This is a genomic window from Streptomyces sp. NPDC058157, from assembly GCF_042884105.1.
Classification (GTDB): Bacteria; Actinomycetota; Actinomycetes; order Streptomycetales; family Streptomycetaceae; genus Streptomyces.
In genome coordinates this window covers 1-20973 of the sequence record NZ_JBHVUQ010000079.1, presented here as the reverse complement: position 1 = coordinate 20973, position 20973 = coordinate 1, and the positions used below count along the sequence as shown (strand labels likewise).

Genomic DNA, 20973 nt, shown 5'->3' with positions numbered 1-20973 from the left:
GTCTCGGAGGCCAGGGGTCGGCGCGCGGTCACAGGGAGTCCAGGCGGTCGAGGAGGGAACGCAGGACGGGCTCGGGGAGGGTGGGTCGCGGGGGCGGGGCCCCGGGGTCGATCCACGGCCACAGCCCGTCGCCGACCAGCGCCCGGGCCCGTTCCGCGTCCCGGTACATCGCCACGCCGTGCCGCTCGGCGAGCCGGGCCGCGAACAGCCGTTGCAGCTGCGGCCGCATGACGGTGCGCAGGTGCGTGCCGTCCTCGTCGGCGAGGGTGTCGGCCACCAGGCGCCGCCACCGGCCGAGCGCCGGGGCCCGGCCGTCCCGCAGGCGCACCGGCTCGCGGCGTCCGCCGTCCTGGGCGGCGCCGCCCGCGGCGTAGCGGCCCAGCGCCAGGGCCGCGGCGGTGAGGAGGGCGAGGCCGGCCCCGGCCGCGGCGGCGCCGTCCGTCAGGGCGAGCAGCACCACGGCCGCGAGGGCGGTGCCCGCCAGTACGGCGAGCGAGTGCCGGACCGAACCGGGCGGCCCGAGCACGGAGTCGACGGCGCCCCGGATGCGCACGCGTGCCCTCACGGGGCGGCCGTCCCGGCGGCGGGCGGCTGCGGGCGCAGCGCCCGGGCGATCGCGGCGAGCGCGGCCCCCGCCCGGTCGCGGTGGCCGGCGTCCATCGGGTGGGTGGAGTAACGGGCCTCGCGGAACAGGGCGGTGAGCTCGGTGGCCGCCGTCGCCGCGGGCAGACCGCCGGCGAGGGCCCGCTCCAGCAGCTCCTGCGGGCTGTCCGAGGCGTGCCGGGCCACGCCCGACCCGGCGAGGGACTCCTCCATGGCGCCGTAGCAGGCGATGACGGCCGCCCGGACGTCGGCTCCGTCCAGCAGGAGGGCGCGGCGCCCGGAGTCCACGGCCTCGGCCAGGCGTTCCCGGTCGCCGTCGCCGTCGCCCTCCGGGGGCGCGTACGCCGCCGGGGCCGCGGGCCCGGGCGGTCGGGCCAGGTACCGCCGCAGCCACAGCGCGGCGAGGACGAGGGCCACGGCGAGCAGGACGACGCCGGCACCGGGCAGGAGACGGGTCAGCCCGGGGTCCGTGTCGTGGACGGCGGGGGCGGCCGCCGCCGTGGGGGCCGGGGCGGGCACCGGATCCCGCGGTGCGGCGGGGAGGGGTGAGGGCCCTGCGCCCCCGGGGGCGCCGCCGCCGGAGGACGCACCGAACCGGTGCAGGGCCACGATGAGCGCGCAGAGGGCCGGCGGAACGGCCAGGAGCAGGCGGCCCACGCCGTCGGCCAGCCGCCGCTCCACGGGGCCGAGCGCCTCGCGGTCGCCGAGCCGCTCCAGGTACCGGCCGCGCAGGGCGAAGCCGCCGAGGAGGGACAGCAGGGCGAGGCCGAGCACCAGGACGGGGTTGCCGCCGAGCGGCCCGCGCCCCTCGGCGAACAGGCCGGCGGCGGGGTGTAACAGCAGGGCCGCGAGGGCGGTTCCGCCCACGGCGAGCACCACCGGTGCGGCCGGTGCGGCGCCGGTGCCGCCGCGCCCCCGCCGCCCGCCGGCCGTGCGTTCCCGTCCCACCACCGCCCCCTTAGGAGCGGCAGCTTCGCACACCGGCCGTCGGTGATCAATAAGATCAGATGACGGTCCGCGCGACGGCCTCGCGCAGGGCCCGCCGGCACAGGGCGTCGGCGTGCCGGGTGGTCTCGGGGATCCGGTAACGGGGGCTCAGGGCGAGGGCGTGGGCGCAGGCGTTGTCCAGGGAGACGCGGTGGCCGACGGACACGTACACCGGCTTGACCCCGTCCCGCGTCCGCAGCGCCCGCCCCACGACCGAGCCGTCGGCGGCGAGCAGCGGCGAGGCCGCGCCGCGCGGGGCGCCGGGCTCCTCGTGGGTGAAGGTGAAGGGGTTCTTGGCGACGCCGATGCTGGGCAGGCCCGTCACCACCCCGAGGTGGCAGGCGAGGCCGAAGCGGCGGGGGTGGGCCAGGCCGTAGCCGTCGCAGACGACGAGACCGGGGGTGACGGGGAGCGCGTCGAGGGCGGCGAGGACGGTCGGCAGCTCGCGGAAGGCGAGCAGGCCGGGCACGTAGGGGAAGCTGACCTGCCCGACGGCGGTGGACTCGGCGACGACCTCGAGGGTGGCTGCGTCGAGGACGACGGCGGCGGCCGCGACGAGGTCGCGGCCGTCGTCGTAGGCCACGTCGACCCCGGCGACCAGCCCGCGGCCGGGCTCGGGGCCGGGCTCGTCGAGCACCAGGCCCTCGCGCAGTTCGTCCTGTATCTCCCGGGCCTCTGCTTCGTCGGCGGGGGTCTTCACACGTGTCATGGAGTGCGAGAGTAGCCTGCCGATCATGTTCGTCATGGAGCTCACCTACATCGCGCCGCTCGATGCCGTCGACGCGGAACTGGAGGCGCACACGGCCTGGCTGGACCGGTACTACGCCTCCGGCGTCTTCCTCGCCTCGGGGCGTCAGGTGCCGCGGCGGGGCGGGGTCGTCCTGGCCCGTGGCGTGTCGCGCGCGGAGATCGAGGAGATCGCCGCCGGGGATCCGCTGGCGGTGGCGGGGGTGTGCGAGTACCGCATCACGGAGTTCGTCGCCACGAAGACCTCCGCGGACCTGGCACCGGTCCGCGAGTCCCTCCCGTCGTAGCCACGCCGGCCCCCGGTCCGCGGAGTGCAGCACCCGCGCGGTCGCCCCGCCCCCGGCGGCCGGCCCGGCCGTCACCGCCGCCGGCAGGACCGCCGCGCACATGCCGACTCCCAGAAGTCTCATGGCGCGCGAAGCCGACGCACCCGCATTTCGCCGTCCAGGGTGCGTTCCAGGTCTCGCCTTCCTAGCGTGGGCCCATGGCCTCCATCGAAGCGAACCAGCCGAACGAGCCGGCGGAGCCGCAAGCGCCGGAAGGGCCCGCGCAGCCGAAGGCGTACGCGGGCGCGGGGATCACCGTCACCTACGACGCGGGCCGCTGCCTGCACGCCGCCCGGTGCGTGGGCGGGCTGCCCGAGGTGTTCGACACCGCACTGCGCCCCTGGATCCAGCCGGACGGGGCCGCTCCGGAGCGGGTCGCCGAGGTGGTGCGGCGCTGCCCGTCCGGGGCGCTGCAGTACCGGCTGTCCGCCGGCCCGGCGGAGGAGGGGGACCGGCCGACCAGTGTCGTACGGTCGCCTCTCGGCCAACTGTTCCTCCGGGGGCAACTCAGCGTGACCACCGCCGCGGGAGTGGTCCGGAGGGAGACCAGAGCGGTGCTTTGCGCCTGTGGAGTGAGCGGTAACCAGCCTTATTGCGATCACTCGGGCGCCTGCGGGAAGGAGTGAGACCCCTTTCCCCACACCCCCCTCTCGGTCACTCTGTGCGATCGCACGGGCGGAATCCAGCCAATCGGTGATGCAGCTCACGTCATCTGCCCTGCACGGATTTGCCGATTCCGGCGTCTATCCGGTTGCCGGGCTCCACCCCACAGCCCGGCAGCAGATCCGCCGCAAGGGAGCGAGCCTTGATCACTGTCATCGAGCAGGCCGTACAGGCACGACTGGTCGCCACCGCCCCGAAGGTCGAGACCGTCCCCGTCACCCTCTGCTACGACCGCTCGGATCCCTTCGCCGTCCGCATGGCCTTCCCCGCGCTCGCCACGCTCGAGGGCGTCGAGGTCTCGTGGACCTTCGCCCGGGAGCTGCTGATGTCCGGGATCCAGCACCCGGCCGGCTGCGGCGACGTGCGCGTGCGCCCGTACGACGGGGACCGCACGACGGTCGAGTTCCACGCTCCGGAGGGGGTGGCGATCGTGCTGATGGACACGGCCGAGATCCAGAGATTCCTGGAGCGCTCCCGCGAGCTGGTCCCGCCGGGGCTGGAACACCGCTACCTGGACATGGACCACAGCCTGGACGAGCTGATGCGCGGCTCCTGCTGAGCCTGCCGGGGCGGCGGTCTTATTCGGTTGCGGGCGGCTCAGGCCGCCCGTAACTTCGTCCGTGCCCCATAGCCGTCGAAACGGAGTAGGACATTGCTCTTCTGAGGTCCGAGACACCGACCACCACGACCACACCCTTGTGACAGTCGGCTGTCTCCCCGCGTTGCACGCACCGCTCACGCAACCTGGAGGCCTCCATGAGTCATACCCCTACTTTTGTCACCTGCTCCGCCCTGTCCTTCGACTGGCCCGACGGAACCCCCGTCTTCGAGGGGTTCCAGTGGACCGTCGGCCCCGGCCGCACCGGCCTGATCGGGCTCAACGGCTGCGGGAAGTCCACCCTGTTGAAGCTCGTCGCCGGCGCCCTGACCCCGTCCGGGGGCCAGGTGTCCGTGGCCGGCACCCTCGGCTACCTCCCGCAGGACGCCACCCTCGACACCGCCCTCCGCGTCGACGAGGCGCTCGGCATCCGCGCGGCCCGCACGGCCCTGCACGCCATCGAGGCGGGCGCGGCCACCGAGGCCAACTTCGCCGCCGTAGGCGACGATTGGGACGTGGAGGAACGGGCCCTGGCCGTGCTCGACCAGCTCGGGCTCGCCGGCATCGGCCTGGACCGCACCGTCGGCGAACTCTCCGGCGGCGAGTGCGTCCTGCTGCGGCTCGCGGCCCTGCTGCTGGCCCGGCCGGACGTCCTGCTGCTGGACGAGCCCACCAACAACCTGGACCTGCGGGCCCGGCGCCGCCTGTACGCGGCCGTCGAGTCCTGGTCGGGGGTGATGGTGCTGGTCAGTCACGACCGGGAGCTGCTGGATCGGGTCGACCAGATCGCCGACCTGCGCGAAGGCGAAGTCCGCTGGTACGGCGGGAACTTCGGCGCCTACGAGCAGATGCTCGCCGCCGAACAGGAGTCGGCCGAGCGGATGGTCCGGGTCGCCGAGGCCGACGTCCAGCGCCAGAAGCGCGAACTGGCCGACGCCCAGCTGAAACTGGCCCGCCGCAAGCGGTACGGGCAGAAGATGTACGACACCAAGCGCGAGCCGAAGATCGTGATGAACGCGCGCAAGCGCGCCGCGCAGGAATCGGCGGGCAAGCACCGCACGATGCACGCCGAGAAGCTGGCGGACGCCCGCGAACGGCTGGACCAGGCGGTGGAGGCGGTGCGCGACGACGACGCGATCCGCATCGAGCTGCCCGCCACACAGGTCCCCCCGGGCCGGCGGGTGCTGACCCTGACCGATCTGCGGCCGGCCCACGGGCCGGGCGTGGAAGGCGAGTGGGAGCTGCGCGGTCCGGAGCGGATCGCGCTGGTCGGCGCGAACGGCTCCGGCAAGACGACGCTGCTGCGGACCATCGCCGGGCAGCTGGCCCCCGTGTCGGGTGAGGCGGTGGCGCACGTTCCGACGCGGTTCCTGCCGCAACGGCTGGACGTGCTGGACGACGAGCACTCGGTCGTGGAGAACGTGGCGCGGTTCGCCCCGCACGCCTCCGACAACCTGATCCGGGCGCGGCTCGCGCACTTCCTCTTCCGGGGCGCCCGGGCGGACCGCGCGGCCGGCACCCTGTCGGGCGGCGAGCGGTTCCGGGCGGCGCTGGCGGCGCTGCTGCTGGCGGAGCCGGCTCCGCAGCTGCTGATGCTGGACGAGCCGACGAACAGCCTGGACCTGGCGAGCGTGCGCCGGCTCGGGGAGTCGCTGGAGTCGTACGAGGGGGCGCTGATCGTGGCCAGCCACGACGTGCCGTTCCTGGAGTCGGTCGGGATCACCCGCTGGCTGCTGCTCGACGGCGAGCGGGGGCTGCGGGCGACCACCGCCGAAGAGGTCCGCGCCTCGCTCTGGCAGGACTGACCCGCCGGGCCGCCACGGCCCGCGTTCCGGCCCTTCCGGCCGTCAAGGCCGGAGGGGCCGGCCACCTTCCGGCGTGATTCTCACCCCTCAGGAGGCCCTCGCCACCCCCTACAACTGCATAGATAACGGGATGTAGCCGGACAGGCCGACGGCTGGGGCTTGGCTCGCCCTGATGTCACGCTTAACCTACGAGACCGTAGGCTACGGAACCGTAGGTAATTCGCTTTGTCCCCAGGAGCACCCGTGACGATCACCTCTCCCCACCTCGGCAGCTCGGAGGCGTGGACCGACGCCAAGCTGCTGTACGCGCTGGAAGAGGTGGTCGAGAAGGAGCTCAACCGCCATCTGAAGGTCACCAAGGACTGGATGCCCCACGAGTACGTGCCGTGGAGCGACGGCCGGAACTTCCCGGGCTTCTTCGAGGACGGCGAAGCCTGGGACCCGCAGCAGTCGAAGGTCACGGACATCGGCAAGATCGCGCTGGTCGTGAACCTGCTGACCGAGGACAACCTGCCCAGCTACCACCACGAGATCGCGACCCTGTTCGGCCGCAACGGCGCCTGGGGCACCTGGGTGCACCGCTGGACGGCCGAGGAGGGCCGCCACGGCATCGTGATGCGCGACTACCTGCTGGCCTCGCGCGCCGTGGACCCGGACAAGCTGGAAGCGTTCCGGATGCAGCACATGTCGGAGGGCTTCGAGTCGGACAACAGCCACTCGATGCTGCACTCGGTGGCGTACGTGGCCTTCCAGGAGCTCGCGACCCGCATCTCGCACCGCAACACCGGCCACCAGTCCGGTGACCCGGTCTGCGACCGGATGCTGGCCCGCATCGCGCAGGACGAGAACCTGCACATGATCTTCTACCGGAACCTGCTGGGCGCGGCCTTCGAGATCGCCCCCGACCTGACGATGCAGGCCGTGCGCGACGTCGTCGTCAACTTCCGGATGCCCGGGCACGGCATGCCCGGCTTCGAGCGGATGGCCGCGCAGATGGCGATCGGCGGGGTCTACAACCTGCGGATCCACCACGACGACGTGCTGAGCCCGGTGATCCGCTTCCTCAAGATCATGGACATCGACGGGCTGGGTCCGGACGGGCAGAAGGCCCAGGAGGAGCTCGGGCTGTTCATGAACGGCCTGGACTCCGAGGCCCGCAAGTTCGACGAGCGCCTGGCCGCGCGTGCCGCGCGCATGGCCGCCCGGAAGGGCTGAGACCCCGCCCGGCTGAACCGGCCGGCTGAACCACCCGGCTGAACCGCGCGGGCCGCCCGGTCCGGCCGCGCGGTTCAGCCGCGCCGGCGCAGGGCCTGCCGTTCGGTCTCCGAGAGGCCGCCCCAGACACCGAAGCGCTCGTCGTTGGCGAGGGCGTACTCCAGGCACGCCGCCCTGCCCTCGCACTCCCCGCACAGCCGCTTCGCGTCCTGGACGGAGGAGCCCGGGTCCGGGAAGAAGAAGCTCGGGCCCGTCTGGGCGCACAGGGCGAGGTCGTACCAGGCGGGGGCTGCGGCGGTGGTGTTCATCGACATGCGGCGATCCTGGACGGGGCCGATGTACATCCGATCAACGCCCGATCAACACCGCCCGAGGGGCCGATAGGGTGAAGTGATGATCATCCGCTGAAGAAAGGCCCCGGTCCTCACGGTGACCGAGTCACGCCCCCACGCCCTGTTCTCCTTCGGCACGCTGAAGGAGGCGCACGTCCAGACGGCCCTCTTCGGCCGCACCGTGCCCAGCTCGCCGGCCTCGCTCGCCGGCTACGCCACCCGGCCCCTGAAGATCACCGACCCGGACGTGATCGCCGCCAGCGGCCTCGACGTCCACCTGACCCTGGAGTGCCGGCTGGGCTCCGTGGTCGAGGGCGTCGTCCTGCACCTGACCGACGGGGAGCTGGCCGCCGCCGACGCCTACGAGGTGGACGACTACGTCCGCCGTCGGGTGCTGCTCTCCTCCGGCGAGAGCGCCTGGGCCTACCTCGACGCGGACCCGCTGCGCCCGGCGGCCCGGATCGTGATCGCGGGCGACAGCATCGCCTACGGGCGCTGCGACCCGCGGGGCGGCTGGGCGGCCCGGCTGGCGGCGCGCCACATCGCCGCGAACGAGCGGGACCACCGGGTCTTCAACCTGGCCGTCCCGGGCAGCACCCTGGCCGAGGTCGCCGAGCAGACCCCGTCCCTCCTCGCCGCCCGCCGCCCGGACACCCTGCTGATCGCCGCCGGCATCAACGACTCGGCCCTCCCCGCCTCCGCCCCGCACGAGACCCCCGACGGGCTGGCGGCCCGCCTGGCGGACAGCCTCGCCTCGCTGGCGGCCACGGCCCGGGACCGGGGCGCCCGCCTGGTCGTCCTCGGCCCCCTCTGGCTGGACGAGTCCCGCACGGCCGACTACGAGGGCCTGCGCTTCACCGAGTCCCGCGCACTGACCCTGCGCGAGGTCCTGCGCGCCTGGTGCACGGAGCACCACGTCGACCACGTCGACCTGTGGGCCCCCCTCCACGGCCGCCCCGACCTCCTCACGGACGGCATCCACCCCTCCCCCGAGGGCCACGAAGCCCTCTACCGCCACCTCACGGCGGGACCGGAGCGGGGCTAGCCCAGGCCGAGCTTCTTCTGGTAGCGGGCGTGGGGGCCGGCGAAGGGTTCGAGGAGGTCCTGCTGGTGCACGGGCTGGAGCTTGGTCCTTCCCGGCCCCAGGAGGAACGGTTTGCCGTGGTCGGTCAGCGTGAAGGCGGCGCGTTCCCCCGTCGGCAGGGTGACCACGACGTCCACGGTGAAGCCGTAGGTGGCCTGCTCGGGCTCGATGTCGGCGCTGATGCCGAACGTGCCGCGGCCGTCCGGGCCCGCCGTGCCGAAGGCGAACCGCTCGTCCGTGGCCAGCGGCATCGTCAGGCCCACGCCCCGCTCGGGACGCCAGTCCGGGTCGTACTTCAGGGAGCCGCTGGGGAACGGGCCGAGGGCGTGCAGGGTGTCGGGATAGAGGTGCCGGTCGGCCCCCACCACCTCGCCGGGGTCGGCCCGCTCGTCGCCGGCGCGGGCGCAGGAGTACCGGTAGCGCTGCGCGGCGTCGAGCCGGACCGTTTCCAGCCGTACCGAGGCGTCCAGGACGGCCCCCTCCACGAGGGGAGGGCCGCTGATCCGCAGGTCGAGTGCGTGTGGCCCGGCGGGGACGCCTCCCGCGCGCACCACGGAGTCGTACGTGCGGCGGCAGGCCACGCCGCCGAGCCGCGCCTCGCCGCCGACGGCGGCGGCCGGGTCCTGCGGGGTGTCGGACTCCGCCTGCCAGCTGCCGTACGGCGGTGACAGCTCGGCGGCGACGGTGATCCCGGCCTGGGGCTGCTGGGGATCGCCGAAAGCCCGGGAGAGGGGGGTGCTGCGGAACTCCCGGTCGGCGGAGGAGGAGAGCGGGGTCGCCGTCGGCGGTGCGAGGGTGAAGGGCCGCCCGTCGTCGTCCACCCGGACGGTGACCGGCCTGCCGTTCTCCTCCACGTCCAGTTCGAGCCACCAGGCGCAGGTGCAGGCGGCCGTCGTGACGGTGACCAGCCCCGCGGCACTCCCACCCGCCCGGACCGGGAGCGGAGCCTCCCGGCGGACCCCCGGCCGGTCCAGGGAGAGCAGCACCGGCCGTACGGGCTTGTCGTCGGCGGCGGCCATGACGGCCTCCCGTTCGTCCGTCGCCCAGGCGGCACAGCCGACGTCGTCCCCGCGCGGGGCGGGAAGGTCGGACCCTCTGACCACGCGCACGCCGCGGACCACGGCCGGGCGGGAGGGTGCCGCGCCGACCGAGTACGCGACGGTGACCTGGCCGCGGGGAACGGCCCGGGCCGTGGTGGCCCACCGGAACAGCGGCACGCAGCCCAGCGCGCCCCTCACCAGCTCGGCCGGGGGCCGTGCACCGGCCTCGGGGAGGGTGGCGGTCCAGGAACCGTCGCCGCCCAGGAGCGGTGCACCCGTCGCGTGGACGCCGGTCCGGCCTCGGGCGTCCGGGCCGGGGAACAGCCGGTGCAGGAGCACGACGGTGAGGACGGAACACAGCACGAGCGCCAGGACGGCGGTCCCGGAGACCGCGGACCGGCTCCGGGCCGTCGGCGTACGGCGCGTCACCGCGCGCTCCAGGCCTTGCCCTGGCAGCGGAACCCCTGGCCCCAGTCGTTGGTCCCCTGCGCCAGGGCGAACGGGCGCCCCGCCTTGTCCACGATCAGGTGCTCCTGCCGGTCGCCCTGCGTGTAGCCGACGTCGAGGACGAACTCGTAGGCCAGGGCGGCCGGCCCCTCCGCGACGCCCGCGAACACCTGGACGTCGAAGTAGGCCGGCTCCCCCTGTGCCGCCACCTGGAGTTTGTCGCTCGGATACTGCACCTGCTTCCCCTCGGCGTTCGTCTCCGCCGCGGGCCGCTGGGGAACGGCCAGGTCGAGGGTCACCCGGCTGACCTCCGCGGTCCCCTGGGGTCCGCCGCAGTGGTAGAGCGGGCCGGTGGGTGCGGGGCGGGTGCTCTCGATGCGGGCGCGGAGGGAGGTGATGGTGGCGGGGGTGCGGGTGAAGTTCGAGAGGATCAGCCGGATCCGCATCGTGCCCGCGTCGACCCCGCCGGCGGTGACCATGCGGGCGAGGGTGTCCTGGGCGTCGTCGTCCGGCAGCGGCTCCTTTTCGTAGGCGGAGCCGGGCGCGGACCGTACGAGGTGGTGGTCGCTCAGCAGGTCCCACCAGACTTCGGAGGCGGCCGTGATCCGGGGGGCGCCGGGCGGGGGTTCCCGCACGGACCAGATGTCGAGGTAGGCGGAGACGACCGCCGCGACCGCCGCGCTGAGCACGACTCCGCCGGCGGCGAGCGCCAGCGTGCGCAGCTTCCCCGTCACCCGTCGGCGGAGCGGGCCGCCTTCCGGCTCCGCGCCGTCGGGCGGGTCCTCGGCGGCCCCAGCGGCGGGCCCGGCTCCGTCGGCCGCGTCCGCCCCGTCGCCGCTCCCGCCCCCGCCCGGCGCCTCCCGCCCTTCCTGGGCGTCCTCTCCGTCCTGCCCGGCGTCCGGACCTTGCGACTCCTGCGACTCCTGCGCGAGGCTCTCGTCCGGCCCGTCCTGCCCGGCCTGCCCCTCCGCCCCGGCCTCGGGCGTGGGCCCGGCGGTGCTCTCGGGCTGCCCCGTGGGCTCGTGCTCCTCGCTGGTCGTATCCGTCATGGCTCCCCCAAGCCTCGGCCCCGGTTACCGGGAAGCGACATGGTGCGGCACCCCGGGCCGCCGCCATGAGACGAAAATCGGCCGAACGTACGGTTGTCCGTGGCCGGGACCGAGCTCAGCCGCCGGCCTGCGCACGCCACCGGGCGAGGGCTTCGAAGTCCGCGTCCGTGAGGCCCGTGCGCGGGTCGACCCGGCACAGGAGGGCCGGCTCCGGATGGTGGGCCCGTGCCGCCGAAGGGGATCAGCGGCCGTCCACGTCGAGGAAGAGGAGCGGGAGGTGGCACGGGGCGGGGTGGGTTCGGGCTGCCATGCGCGCACCCTACGGCGGGTCACTCCTGCGGGTCCTGGTGTTTCGCGCGGCTCGGCTGGACGCGCTTGGGTTCGCCCGGCATCTTCGGGTAGTCCGGCGGGTACGGCATGTCGCCCAGGCCGTGGTCGCGTTCGTCACGGGCCGCGAGTTCCAGGACGGGGTCCAGGCTGAAGGCGTGTTCGTCCATGTCGGCGTGCAGGTCGCCCAGTTCGGCGAAGCGGGCCGGCATCGTCACGATGTCGAAGTCGCGCGGTTCCGCGTCGTCGACCTCCTCCCAGCGCAGGGGCGCCGAGACCGGGGCGTGCGGGCGGGGGCGGACGGAGTACGCCGAGGCGATCGTCCGGTCGCGGGCGGTCTGGTTGTAGTCGACGAAGATCCGCTCGCCGCGCTCCTCCTTCCACCAGGCCGTCGTGACCTTCCCCGGCATCCGCCGCTCCAGCTCCCGCCCCAGGGTGATCGCGCACCGCCGGACCTCCGTGAAGGTCCAGCGCGGCTCGATCGGCACGAAGACGTGCAGCCCGCGTCCGCCGGAGGTCTTGGGCCAGCCGCGCATCCCCACCTCGTCCAGGAGGGCGCGCAGTTCGTGCGCCGCGGCCACCGCGTGGTGGTAGTCGGTGCCCGGCTGCGGGTCCAGGTCGATGCGCAGTTCGTCCGGCCGGTCGGTGTCCCCGCGCCGCACCGGCCAGGGGTGGAAGGTGAGGCAGCCCAGGTTGGCGGCCCACAGGACGGCGGCCGGCTCGGTGGGGCAGATCTCGTCCGCCGTGCGCCCGCTGGGAAAGGCGATGTGGGCGGTCGGGATCCAGTCGGGCAGGTTCTTCGGGGCCCGCTTCTGGAAGAAGGACTCGCCCTCCACCCCGTCGGGGTAGCGCTCCAGGGTGGTGGGGCGGTCGCGCAGGGCGCGGACGATCCCGGGGGCGACGGCCAGGTAGTACTCGGCGACGTCCCGCTTGGTGTACCCGTGCTCCGGGAAGTACACCTTGCCGGGGCTGGACAGGCGTACCGCCCGCCCGCCCGCGTCGAGCTCGATCGCACCACCCGCGCTACCGCCCATGGGCGCCACGGTAGGCGCGCGCGGGCGGCCCCGCACACCGAGCGGACCCGGACGTACCACCGCAGAATCGGCGGTATGGACCTGCCGGTGATGCCTCCCGTGAAGCCGATGCTCGCCAAGTCCGTGGCGAAGATCCCGCCCGGCATGCAGTACGAGGCCAAATGGGACGGCTTCCGGGCGATCGTGCACCGCGACGGGGACGAGGTGGAGGTCGGCAGCCGCACCGGCAAGAGCCTGGCCCGGTACTTCCCGGAGCTGGTGGCGGCGCTGAAGGAGAACCTGCCGGACCGCTGCGTGGTGGACGGGGAGATCGTGATCGTCCACGGCGGGCGGCTGGACTTCGACCGGCTGACCGAGCGGATCCACCCGGCGGCCTCCCGGGTGAAGCTGCTGGCCGGGACCACTCCGGCCAGCTTCGTCGCCTTCGATCTGCTCGCCCTCGGCGACGAGTCCCTCCTCGACACCCCGCTCGCCGACCGCCGCAGCGCCCTGGTCCACGTCCTGTCCACAGCCCGGCCCCCCGTGCATCTCGCGCCCGCGACCACCGACCCCGCGCTCGCGCGGGAGTGGTTCGAGCGGTTCGAAGGCGCCGGGCTGGACGGGGTCGTCGCGAAACCCCTCGACCTGCCCTACCGGCCCGACGCCCGCCTGATGTTCAAGATCAAGCACGAGCGTACGGCCGACGTCGTCCTCGCGGGTTTCCGTTTCCACAAGAGCGGTCCGATCATCGGATCGCTGCTCCTGGGCCTGTACGACGCCCACGGCGCGCTCCAGCACGTGGGCGTCTGCGCCGCCTTCCCCATGAAGCGCCGCGCCGAACTCGTCGAGGAGCTGGAGCCGCTGCGGATGCCGGACGCCACGGGTCACCCGTGGGCCTCCTGGACCGAGGAGGCCGCCCACGAGAACGCCCGGCTGCCCGGCGCGCAGAGCCGCTGGACGGGGAAGAAGGACCTGTCCTGGGTCCCGCTCCGTCCGGAACGGGTCTGCGAGGTGAAGTACGACCACATGGAGGGCGACCGCTTCCGCCACACCGCGCAGTTCGTCCGCTGGCGTCCGGACCGCACGGCGCAGAGCTGCACGTACGAGCAGTTGGAGGAGGTCGTCGGCTACGACCTGGCCGAGGTGCTGGGCACGGATGGGGGGCCCTAGCCTCCCTGGCCCGTGCCCTTCTCGCCGGCGCGGGCCTTCTCCAGCAGCTCGGCGTAGGGGGTCTCCACCATGGAGCCGCGCACCTGCGTGAGCCCGTACCGGTCGATGGCCTTCTCGTTCGCGTACGGGTAGAGGGGATCGAAGACGATCCGTTCGCCCGGGGGCGACACGTCCACGACGATGCCCGGCCATTCGCCCTTGGCCGTCCTCCACACGGTGATGCGCTGTTTGTCGCGGGTCACGTTCAGGATTTCACTGCTGTTGGAGATGTCGGCCCGGTATCTGTATTTCGCATCCGGCGGGTCCCCTTTGTCGATCTCCCTTTCGAGGTCCTTTCCCCCCTTCCCGGAGCGCGAGTAGTCGGGGCCCATTTTCACCCGGTCCTCCCTGATCGCGTAGACCTCGGTCTGGGCCTTGATCACTTCGAATTTCCTCTTCTCGGCGTCCGGGACCTGAACCACCTCGTCCTGCGCGATCTCTTCCCCCGGATTCAGGACGCGGCCCACCGGTGCGACGAAGGCGCCGTCGTAGATCAACTCGAATCGGCTGGTCCTGGCTCCTTCGATGTTCGCGGGCCCGCCATGGACCCAGTAGATGCTGTCGAGTATGTAGACGGGCACCCGGCCGGCGTTCTTGACGTACAGGTGGACCGTCACGTACATGCGGCTCTGCCCCTTCGGCAGGCTGGCCTCCTTGAATTCCGCGCCGCTCTGTATCAGCGGCGTCGTCACATAGGGGAGGTAGATCTGCGAGTACGCCAGGTTGGCGCTGGCGAGCACGGCCGAGACGACGGCGCCGACCGCGATTCTCCTGGGATTGCGGAGCCCCTTCCACGCCTTGCATCTGACGAGTCCGGTCAGTGCCAGCAGGGACCACACACCGAGGACGATCCCGACCGCGGTGTACTTGTTGAAATGCTCGCCTATCTGCAACAGCAGCAAGGAGATGCTGCACAGGAGGGAGATCGCGACTCCGGCCAGCAGGACCGCCCCCGAGTAGCGCCACGGCCGCCCGTTCCAGTACCAGTAGTTGACGGCGGCCCCGACCGCGACCACCTCCACCACGGCCGCGACGAGCACGGTGACTCCCGCGATGCGTCCCCCGTAGGTCAGGGCGTTACCGCTGTCCGCCAGTCCGATCTGGAAGAGCGGGATCGCGGTCGCGACGAATCCCGCGATCATGCCCAGGGCGATGGTGCGCCGCCATCCCGCCCTCGGCCAGACCGTGCAGTCCGCGCCCCGCCAGTAGACGGGGTGCCCGGACGGCACGCCTGCCCGGTGCAGGATTCTTCGGAGTTGTCCGGGGGACCGGGCCTTGCCCACGGGATCGCCGTCGATCAGGACCTGCCGCCGGCCGGCGGCATCAGGCGCACCCACGGACACGTCGCGCGTGTTCGCCATGACACCAGCCTGCCGCCGGTTCGCGGGAGGCGCCCCCGGAACGGGCGGGCCGGGCCGCCCCGCCGCGTCCTGGTGCGCCCGTCAGGGGGCGGGGCGAAGCTGGTGTTGACGTGTCGGTTTCGCCCGTACCCACAGGAGCTGCCATGCGTACCCGGTTCCTCGGATTCACCGCCGCCCTCCTGCTGGCCGCGTCCGGAGCCGCCGTCCCCGTCGCGCAGGCCGCCGTCCCGGCCGTCGTCCCGGCCGTCGTCCCGGCCGTCACCGGACCGGAGTGCGTGGCGGACGGCGTCGGGCAGGTGGTGTACGACTCCGCCGCGGGCCTGTGGATCTGCGCCGGCGGCCAGAACGACGGCAAGCCCATCACCACGACCTGAAGCGCACTGCCGCCGCAGGCGTGTCTACGACCTGGCCGAGGTGCTCGGCGGGGCCGGCCGGGGGAGCGGGGCGGCCGGGGCGGTGAGCTGCTCCCACCATGCGCGGTCCGGGCCCACCGCGTTCGGTGTCCAGCCGGGCCGTCGCGCGAGCCAGTGTGCCACCCGGGTCCGGACGACGGGGTCCGCGTAGGCCCGTCCGGGTGGTTCGGCCAGGTGCCGGACCCTGGCCCGGGCCCGCATCACCTCCGGGTCCTCCAGCGCGCACTCGAACAGCGCGGCCGCCTCCCGCGCCCGCCCGGCGAGGCCCGGCCGGAGGCTCCCCGCACCGCCGCCGCCCGGCACGACGGCCCCCGCCCCGGCCGCCAGCCGCTGCCCGACGGCCTCGTCCGCGCCCGCCTGGAAGTCGAACCAGGGCTTCAGCGTGCGCAGCGCCCAGCCGTGGTACCCGGTGGCGAAGCCGGGGGATCCGGGGTCGCGGTGGGCGGTGCGGGTCACCCGGTCGGCCGCCCACAGCGCGAGCGAGGTCCCCTGGCCCAGGGTCGGGTTGGTGTGGGTGAGGGCGTCCCCGACGGGGACCATCCCGCTCACCACGGGGCCTCGGCCGTCGGCCAGGGGGCTCCACCGGTTGTCCAGCCCCGCCGTGGCCAGTACCTCCGACAGCGGCTCGGCGCCCAGCCCCAGCCAGGCCGCGCCGGGCGGGAAGGCCCGGGCGGCGGCCTCGAAGACGGCCGGGTCGCGCAGGGCGCCCCGGGTGGGGTCGCCGGTGTGCGCGAACACGGTCACGGCGAAGACCCGGTTGTCGGACGGGAAGACGGCGCAGCCCGCGAAGGCCCCGCCGGTCACCGTCCAGGGGCGGCGGGGCCCGTCCTCCACCCCGTCGGGCAGCCGGTACCAGCGGCAGAAGTACGCGAGGCCGGTACGGTGCCGCTCGACCGTGCCCGGGCGGCAGCCGGCCGTGGCCAGCAGGGACGCGGAGCCGCCGCGCCGGCCCGCCGCGTCCACCACGAGGTCGCCCCCGTACCCGCCGCCGGGGGTGGTGACGCCGGTGATCCTGGGCTGCGGTCCCCCGGTCGCGGTCAGCCCGGTGACCGGCTCCCCGTGGCGTACCACCGCGCCCGGCTGCGCGCGCAGGGCGGTGGTCAGCGCGCTCTCCAGCACGATGCGGCGGGCCTGGACCAGCACCAGGTCCTCGTCGCCGGGGCGCTCGGGAGGTCTCACGTCGAACCAGTCGAGCTCGTGCCGCTCGCGGGCGCCGAGCCGGAGCATCTCGGCGTACACGTCGGGCAGCTCGGCGCGGAGCACGGCGCGGGCGGCGCCGAGCAGGACGTGCGGCTGGGTCGCCTGGGGGACGCCGGGCCGCTGCCAGCCGAAGAAGTCACGGTCGAAGAAGTCCCGGTCGAGGGAGCCCCGGGCGGGAGCGGCGCCGGGGGCCCGGGGGTCGCGTTCGAAGAGTTCGGCCGTGTGTCCTCGGCGGGCCGCGAGCAGGGCCGTCGCGAGTCCCGCGACCCCGCCGCCGATCACCAGCACATGTGCCATTGCGCGCCCCCTGCCCCGAGGTACCCGAGGTACGTACGACGATCGGACCGCCAGAGCCTGCACGCGCGGCCCCTGGCCGAAACTCGCACACCCGTCCGAGGGGCCGGCCACGCGCCGGTTGACGCCCCGTCTCCTCAGGTCGGTGCATGGGACAATGGCCGTTCCCCCGCCGGACGACGGACAGGACGGCCCCACGTGACTCCCCCACCCCCCGAAGCCGGCGCCCCGCGGGCCGTCCCCCGGCCCAACGCCGTCGTCGGCGTCGGGCTGGTCGTGCTCGGCCCCGACGGCCGGGTCCTGCTCGGCCAGGCGCACGACGGGCGCTGGGAACTGCCCGGCGGCAAGGTCGACCCCGGGGAGGGCTTCGAGCAGGCCGCCGCGCGCGAGCTCGCCGAGGAGACGTCCCTGCGCACCGCCCCGGAGGCCGTCGAGGTGCTGGCCGTCCAGATCTCCGGCACGGCGACCGACGTGACCCGGCTGACGGCCGCCGCCCTGACCCGCTCCGCCGAGGGCACCCCGGCCGTCACCGAGCCCCACAAGATCGCCCGGTGGCGCTGGTTCGCCCCGGAGGAGATCCCCGGAGCGCTCTACGCCCCCTCGGCCGCGGTGCTGCGCGCCTGGAACCCCGCCCTGGCCTCGCTGCCCGAGGCCTCCGGCCACGACTACGCCACGCGCCCCGCGGAACGCTGAACGCTGAACGTGCAAGGCTAAACGCCCTGCCGGGGCGCGAAGTTCCCCTCGCGCAGGTCTTCGGCCAGCAGCCGCTTGGCGATCGCGTCCGCCGCCGCCCTCAGCTCCGCGCTGCGCGGGCGGCCGCGGTCGCGTTCCAGCTGGTCGCCCAGCCACCGCGCCCACGCGGCGGAGATGACGTCGGCCTCCCGCTGTCCACCCCGGGTCAGGCTGAAGAATCCGTTCTGCCGGGTCAGGTAGCCCTCCTCCACCATCCGGTCGAAGACCGGCAGCAGCACCTCCGGCGGCAGCGAGCGGCGCGAGGCGATCAGCCCCAGGCCGGCGTGCCCGACCGTGCGGGTGAGCAGGTCCACCTGCATGACGGCCCACGCCCCGGCCATGTCCAGCCGGGTGTCCGAGGCCTCGACGATCCCCCGGGCCTGCTGCGGGCCCATGTTCCGCACCAGCTTGCCCACCGCCAGCTCCAGCAGTTTGGCCGAGTCCCCGGAGGCCGTGGCCGGCGAGGCGAAGCCGTCGCCCATGTCCGTGGACGCGGCGCGGGCGCTGTCGCGCAGCCGGACCTGCTTGAGGAACAGTCCGACGACGAAGCCGACGGCCGCCACCGGAACGGTCCACAGGAACACGGTGTGCAGGGCCTCGGTGTACGCGCCGACGATCGGGCCGGACGCCGCCGGGTCGAGCGCGTGCACCCGCTGCGGGTTCTGCGCGGCGACCGCGAGCCGCGCCGGGTCCTGGCCGGTGGCCCGGGCGGCCGCCGCCACGGCGGACTTCAGCTCGGGGCCCAGGCTGTTGGCGTAGATGGTCCCGAACACGGCGGTCCCGAACGAGCTGCCCAGCGTCCGGAAGAAGGTCACGCCGGAGGTGGCCGTGCCGAGGTCGGCGTAGTCGACGGTGTTCTGCACGGCGATGGTGAGCACCTGCATGCACAGGCCGATCCCGGCACCGAGCACGAGCATGTAGACCGATTCCAGCCAGGCGCCGGTGTCCGCGTCCATCCGCGACAGCAGGTAGAGGCCGGCTCCCATCACCGCGCAGCCCACGATGGGGAAGATCCGGTACCGGCCGGTCCTGCTGGTGACGTTGCCGCTGAAGACGGAGGCGATCAGCAGGCCGACGACCAGCGGCAGGGTCCGTACGCCCGACAGGGTGGCGGAGTCCCCGTCCACGTACTGGAGGTAGGTCGGCAGGAAGGTCATCGCGCCGAGCATGGCGAAGCCGACGACGAAGCTGAGCACCGAGCACACGGTGAAGACGGGGTTGCGGAACAGCCGCATCGGCAGCATCGGTTCGGCGGCCCGGGTCTCGGCCAGGCAGAACAGCGCGAGCGCCAGCACCCCGCCGGCCAGCAGCCCGAGGATCACCCCGGAGGTCCAGGGGTACTCGTTGCCGCCCCAGCTGGTGGCCAGGATCAGCGCGCTGGACCCCACCGCGACCAGGGCGATGCCCAGGTAGTCGATCCGGGGCCGGCCCTGTGCCCGTACCGAGGGGATGGTCCGGGCGGCGGCCGCGACCACCAGCACCGCGACGGGCACGTTGACGTAGAAGGCCCAGCGCCAGCTCAGGTGGTCGGTGAACAGCCCGCCGAGCAGCGGGCCGATGACGGTGGCGACGCCGAAGACGGCGCCGATCGCGCCCTGGTAGGTACCGCGCTCGCGCAGCGGCACCACGTCGGCGATCAGCGCCATAGAGGTGACCATCAGGCCGCCGGCGCCCATGCCCTGGACCCCGCGCCACAGGATCAGCAGGGACATGTTCCCGGCGAGCCCGCAGAGGAAGGAGCCGGTGATGAAGACGATCGCGGAGACCTGGAAGACGACCTTGCGGCCGAAGAGGTCGCCGAACTTGCCGACGAGCACGGTCGCGACGGTCTCCGCCAGCAGGTACGAGGTCACCACCCAGGCCATGTGGTCCCCGCCGCCGAGGTCCCCCACGATCGTGGGGAGCGCGGTGCCCACGATGGTCTGGTCGAGGGCGGCGAGCAGCACGCCGAGCATGATCGTGCCGAAGACGACGTTGCGCCGCCGCCGGTCGAGCGCGGGCGGCGCCGCGGCCGCGGCGGGGGCAGTGGTCACCCTCGCACTGTCACAGCCGCCCGCCCGCCCCGCATGCCGCAAGCCGCCGTACGGGTGAACCCGCACGGCGGCCCCGCCGGTCCGCGCCGCCGGCCCGGCCCGCCGCGGGCCCCGGCTCAGCGCAGGTACGCCAGCCCCGGGTGCTGCGCCGCGTACCCCTCCAGCAGCCGCCGGGCCACCGCCACGGAGTCCACCAGCGGGTGCAGCGCGAAGGCCTTCACCGCGTCCGCCCGCGAGCCGCTCGCCGCGGCGGCCAGGACCGCCCGCTCGGCCGCCTTCACCGAGGTCACCAGCCCCACCGCGTGCAGCGGCAGCGGGGCCACCGACACCGGGTGGGCCCCGTTCGCGTCGACCAGGCAGGGCACCTCGATCACCGCCTGCGCGTCCAGCACGGACAGGGTCGAGCCGTTGCGGACGTCGAGGATCAGCGTGGCCCGCTCGTCGCGGGCGATGGCCCGCATCAGCGCCAGGGCCACCTTCTCGTAGCCGCCGGACTCCAGGTCGCTCTCCTCGCGCTCCCCGACGCCCGCCACCTCCCGGTTCTCGGACATGTACGTGGCCTCGCGCTCGGCCCGCGTCCGGTCCCAGGCGGCCAGCGCCGCCCCGGCGGGCTGCCCGGGCCGGCCGGCCTCGGCGTAGAACCCGCGCTGCTGGTCGCGCAGGAAGGCCCCGCGGGTCTGCTTCGCCTCCTGGTAGGCCCGTACGGTCTCCCGGTTGAAGTAGTAGTAGTGCAGGTACTCGTTGGGGATCGCGCCCAGCGAGCGCAGCCAGTCGGCCCCGAAGAGGCGCCCCTCCTCGAAGGACTCCAGGGCCCCGTCGTCGGCCAGCAGCCGGGGCAGCAGGTCGCGCCCGCCCACGTGCAGGCCGCGCACCCAGCCCAGGTGGTTGAGCCCCACGTAGTCGATCCAGGCCTCCTGGGGGCGGGCCACGCCCAGCAGCCGGGCGATCCGGCGGCCGAGGCCGACGGGCGAGTCGCAGATGCCGATGACCCGCCCGCCCAGTTCCTCGGACATGGCCTCGGTGACCACGCCGGCGGGGTTGGTGAAGTTGATGACCCAGGCGTCCGGGGCGGTGCGGGCGATCCTGCGCGCCAGCTCCCGGGCCACCGGCACGGTGCGCAGGCCGTAGGCGATCCCGCCCGCGCCGACGGTCTCCTGGCCGAGCACCCCCTCGGCCAGGGCGATCCGCTCGTCCGCCGCACGCCCCTCCAGGCCGCCGACGCGGATGGCGGAGAAGACGAAGTCGGCCCCGCGCAGGGCCTCGTCCAGGTCCCCGGTGGCGGTGACCTCCGGGGCGTCCGCCACGCCCGAGGCGGCGGCCTGGTCCGCGAGCACCCGCGCCATCGCGGCGAGCCGCGCGGGGTCCTCGTCGTAGAGGGCCACCCGGGTCACCCGGCCCTCGGCGTGGTCGCCGAGCAGTGCTCCGTAGACGAGCGGGACGCGGAATCCGCCCCCGCCGAGGATGGTCAACCGCACGCCCCTACCGTCCTTCCGGC

General features: G+C 74.1%; 20 protein-coding genes. 9 read left to right on the top strand and 11 right to left on the bottom strand.

All coding sequences use genetic code 11. The features are described 5' to 3' along the window. Positions 1 to 28: 28 nt before the first annotated feature. The 3 genes from ACFVXK_RS20595 to ACFVXK_RS20585 are packed head-to-tail and all read right to left on the bottom strand — an operon-like array spanning position 29 to position 2299. Positions 29 to 565, bottom strand: a complete 537-nt coding sequence (locus ACFVXK_RS20595; protein WP_389613649.1) for a hypothetical protein — start codon at positions 563 to 565, stop codon at positions 29 to 31. Next, the gene (locus tag ACFVXK_RS20590; RefSeq protein WP_389613647.1) at positions 562 to 1551 is read right to left on the bottom strand and encodes a DUF4129 domain-containing protein; all 990 of its coding nucleotides are present in this window, start codon (positions 1549 to 1551) and stop codon (positions 562 to 564) included. The genes ACFVXK_RS20595 and ACFVXK_RS20590 overlap by 4 nt, the downstream gene beginning before the upstream one ends. Positions 1552 to 1606: 55 nt before the next feature. Then, positions 1607 to 2299 carry an endonuclease V gene (locus tag ACFVXK_RS20585; RefSeq protein WP_389613645.1) on the bottom strand — a complete coding sequence of 231 codons (693 nt, stop codon included), beginning with the start codon at positions 2297 to 2299 and terminating at the stop codon, positions 1607 to 1609. 25 nt (positions 2300 to 2324) lie between these two features. Here ACFVXK_RS20585 and ACFVXK_RS20580 point away from each other — a divergent pair, with 25 nt between their 5' ends. From ACFVXK_RS20580 to ACFVXK_RS20560, 5 genes are all read left to right on the top strand, one after another. Continuing rightward, complete coding sequence (locus ACFVXK_RS20580) at positions 2325 to 2624, top strand: YciI family protein (RefSeq protein WP_389613643.1); 300 nt, start codon at positions 2325 to 2327, stop codon at positions 2622 to 2624. 197 nt (positions 2625 to 2821) lie between these two features. Then, entirely contained in the window at positions 2822 to 3289 is a 468-nt protein-coding gene (locus tag ACFVXK_RS20575; RefSeq protein WP_389613641.1) for a (4Fe-4S)-binding protein, read from the top strand. A gap of 179 nt (positions 3290 to 3468) precedes the next feature. After that, positions 3469 to 3885 carry an SsgA family sporulation/cell division regulator gene (locus ACFVXK_RS20570; protein WP_389613639.1) on the top strand — a complete coding sequence of 139 codons (417 nt, stop codon included), beginning with the start codon at positions 3469 to 3471 and terminating at the stop codon, positions 3883 to 3885. 197 nt (positions 3886 to 4082) lie between these two features. Next, entirely contained in the window at positions 4083 to 5729 is a 1647-nt protein-coding gene (locus ACFVXK_RS20565; protein ID WP_389613637.1) for an ABC-F family ATP-binding cassette domain-containing protein, read from the top strand. 243 nt (positions 5730 to 5972) lie between these two features. After that, on the top strand, positions 5973 to 6944 hold the full coding sequence (locus tag ACFVXK_RS20560; RefSeq protein WP_389613635.1) for an acyl-ACP desaturase: 972 nt from the start codon (positions 5973 to 5975) through the stop codon (positions 6942 to 6944). 74 nt (positions 6945 to 7018) lie between these two features. Here ACFVXK_RS20560 and ACFVXK_RS20555 read toward each other — a convergent pair whose 3' ends face one another. Then, positions 7019 to 7258 (bottom strand): WhiB family transcriptional regulator, encoded by a 240-nt coding sequence (locus tag ACFVXK_RS20555; protein WP_389613633.1) that lies wholly within the window; start codon positions 7256 to 7258, stop codon positions 7019 to 7021. A gap of 115 nt (positions 7259 to 7373) precedes the next feature. Here ACFVXK_RS20555 and ACFVXK_RS20550 point away from each other — a divergent pair, with 115 nt between their 5' ends. Beyond that, positions 7374 to 8321 (top strand): GDSL-type esterase/lipase family protein, encoded by a 948-nt coding sequence (locus tag ACFVXK_RS20550; protein ID WP_389613631.1) that lies wholly within the window; start codon positions 7374 to 7376, stop codon positions 8319 to 8321. Here ACFVXK_RS20550 and ACFVXK_RS20545 read toward each other — a convergent pair. The 3 genes from ACFVXK_RS20545 to ligD form a co-directional block, all read right to left on the bottom strand. Continuing rightward, complete coding sequence (locus ACFVXK_RS20545) at positions 8318 to 9829, bottom strand: hypothetical protein (protein WP_389613630.1); 1512 nt, start codon at positions 9827 to 9829, stop codon at positions 8318 to 8320. The genes ACFVXK_RS20550 and ACFVXK_RS20545 overlap by 4 nt on opposite strands. After that, positions 9826 to 10896, bottom strand: a complete 1071-nt coding sequence (locus ACFVXK_RS20540) for a hypothetical protein (protein ID WP_389613628.1) — start codon at positions 10894 to 10896, stop codon at positions 9826 to 9828. Before ACFVXK_RS20540 ends, ACFVXK_RS20545 begins: the two co-directional genes overlap by 4 nt. Positions 10897 to 11225: 329 nt before the next feature. Next, complete coding sequence (gene ligD / locus ACFVXK_RS20535; protein ID WP_389613626.1) at positions 11226 to 12257, bottom strand: non-homologous end-joining DNA ligase; 1032 nt, start codon at positions 12255 to 12257, stop codon at positions 11226 to 11228. A gap of 75 nt (positions 12258 to 12332) precedes the next feature. On the opposite strand from ligD, the gene ACFVXK_RS20530 reads away from it, so the two are divergent. Then, entirely contained in the window at positions 12333 to 13406 is a 1074-nt protein-coding gene (locus tag ACFVXK_RS20530) for an ATP-dependent DNA ligase (RefSeq protein WP_389613624.1), read from the top strand. Here ACFVXK_RS20530 and ACFVXK_RS20525 read toward each other — a convergent pair. Then, complete coding sequence (locus ACFVXK_RS20525) at positions 13403 to 14806, bottom strand: hypothetical protein (RefSeq protein ID WP_389613623.1); 1404 nt, start codon at positions 14804 to 14806, stop codon at positions 13403 to 13405. The two genes, ACFVXK_RS20530 and ACFVXK_RS20525, sit on opposite strands and share 4 nt — an antisense overlap. A gap of 143 nt (positions 14807 to 14949) precedes the next feature. Between ACFVXK_RS20525 and ACFVXK_RS20520 the strand changes: the two genes are divergently transcribed. Next, entirely contained in the window at positions 14950 to 15180 is a 231-nt protein-coding gene (locus ACFVXK_RS20520) for a hypothetical protein (protein WP_389613621.1), read from the top strand. Positions 15181 to 15204: 24 nt separating this feature from the next. Here ACFVXK_RS20520 and ACFVXK_RS20515 read toward each other — a convergent pair whose 3' ends face one another. Then, the gene (locus ACFVXK_RS20515; RefSeq protein WP_389613619.1) at positions 15205 to 16716 is read right to left on the bottom strand and encodes an NAD(P)/FAD-dependent oxidoreductase; all 1512 of its coding nucleotides are present in this window, start codon (positions 16714 to 16716) and stop codon (positions 15205 to 15207) included. 195 nt (positions 16717 to 16911) lie between these two features. On the opposite strand from ACFVXK_RS20515, the gene ACFVXK_RS20510 reads away from it, so the two are divergent. Next, a complete protein-coding gene (locus ACFVXK_RS20510; RefSeq protein ID WP_389613617.1) occupies positions 16912 to 17406 on the top strand; it encodes an NUDIX hydrolase in 495 nt (164 codons plus the stop codon). Positions 17407 to 17423: 17 nt separating this feature from the next. Here the strand turns inward: ACFVXK_RS20510 and ACFVXK_RS20505 are convergent, their stop codons facing one another. Continuing rightward, positions 17424 to 19400 carry an MDR family MFS transporter gene (locus ACFVXK_RS20505; protein ID WP_389613669.1) on the bottom strand — a complete coding sequence of 659 codons (1977 nt, stop codon included), beginning with the start codon at positions 19398 to 19400 and terminating at the stop codon, positions 17424 to 17426. A 194-nt stretch (positions 19401 to 19594) separates the two neighbouring features. Beyond that, positions 19595 to 20953 carry a 6-phospho-beta-glucosidase gene (locus tag ACFVXK_RS20500; RefSeq protein ID WP_389613615.1) on the bottom strand — a complete coding sequence of 453 codons (1359 nt, stop codon included), beginning with the start codon at positions 20951 to 20953 and terminating at the stop codon, positions 19595 to 19597. Between the last annotated feature and the right edge of the window lie 20 nt (positions 20954 to 20973).

Bases quoted from the DNA above. Each gene is read 5' to 3' on its own strand.
- ACFVXK_RS20520 (WP_389613621.1), top strand. From the start codon at position 14,950: ATGCGTACCCGGTTCCTCGGATTCACCGCCGCCCTCCTGCTGGCCGCG.
- ACFVXK_RS20530 (WP_389613624.1), top strand. From the start codon at position 12,333: ATGGACCTGCCGGTGATGCCTCCCGTGAAGCCGATGCTCGCCAAGTCC.
- ACFVXK_RS20515 (WP_389613619.1), bottom strand. From the start codon at position 16,716: ATGGCACATGTGCTGGTGATCGGCGGCGGGGTCGCGGGACTCGCGACG.
- ACFVXK_RS20540 (WP_389613628.1), bottom strand. From the start codon at position 10,896: ATGACGGATACGACCAGCGAGGAGCACGAGCCCACGGGGCAGCCCGAG.
- ACFVXK_RS20580 (WP_389613643.1), top strand. From the start codon at position 2,325: ATGTTCGTCATGGAGCTCACCTACATCGCGCCGCTCGATGCCGTCGAC.
- ligD (WP_389613626.1), bottom strand. From the start codon at position 12,257: ATGGGCGGTAGCGCGGGTGGTGCGATCGAGCTCGACGCGGGCGGGCGG.
- ACFVXK_RS20505 (WP_389613669.1), bottom strand. From the start codon at position 19,400: ATGCTCGGCGTGCTGCTCGCCGCCCTCGACCAGACCATCGTGGGCACC.
- ACFVXK_RS20525 (WP_389613623.1), bottom strand. From the start codon at position 14,806: ATGGCGAACACGCGCGACGTGTCCGTGGGTGCGCCTGATGCCGCCGGC.
- ACFVXK_RS20585 (WP_389613645.1), bottom strand. From the start codon at position 2,299: ATGACACGTGTGAAGACCCCCGCCGACGAAGCAGAGGCCCGGGAGATA.
- ACFVXK_RS20555 (WP_389613633.1), bottom strand. From the start codon at position 7,258: ATGTCGATGAACACCACCGCCGCAGCCCCCGCCTGGTACGACCTCGCC.
- ACFVXK_RS20565 (WP_389613637.1), top strand. From the start codon at position 4,083: ATGAGTCATACCCCTACTTTTGTCACCTGCTCCGCCCTGTCCTTCGAC.
- ACFVXK_RS20575 (WP_389613641.1), top strand. From the start codon at position 2,822: ATGGCCTCCATCGAAGCGAACCAGCCGAACGAGCCGGCGGAGCCGCAA.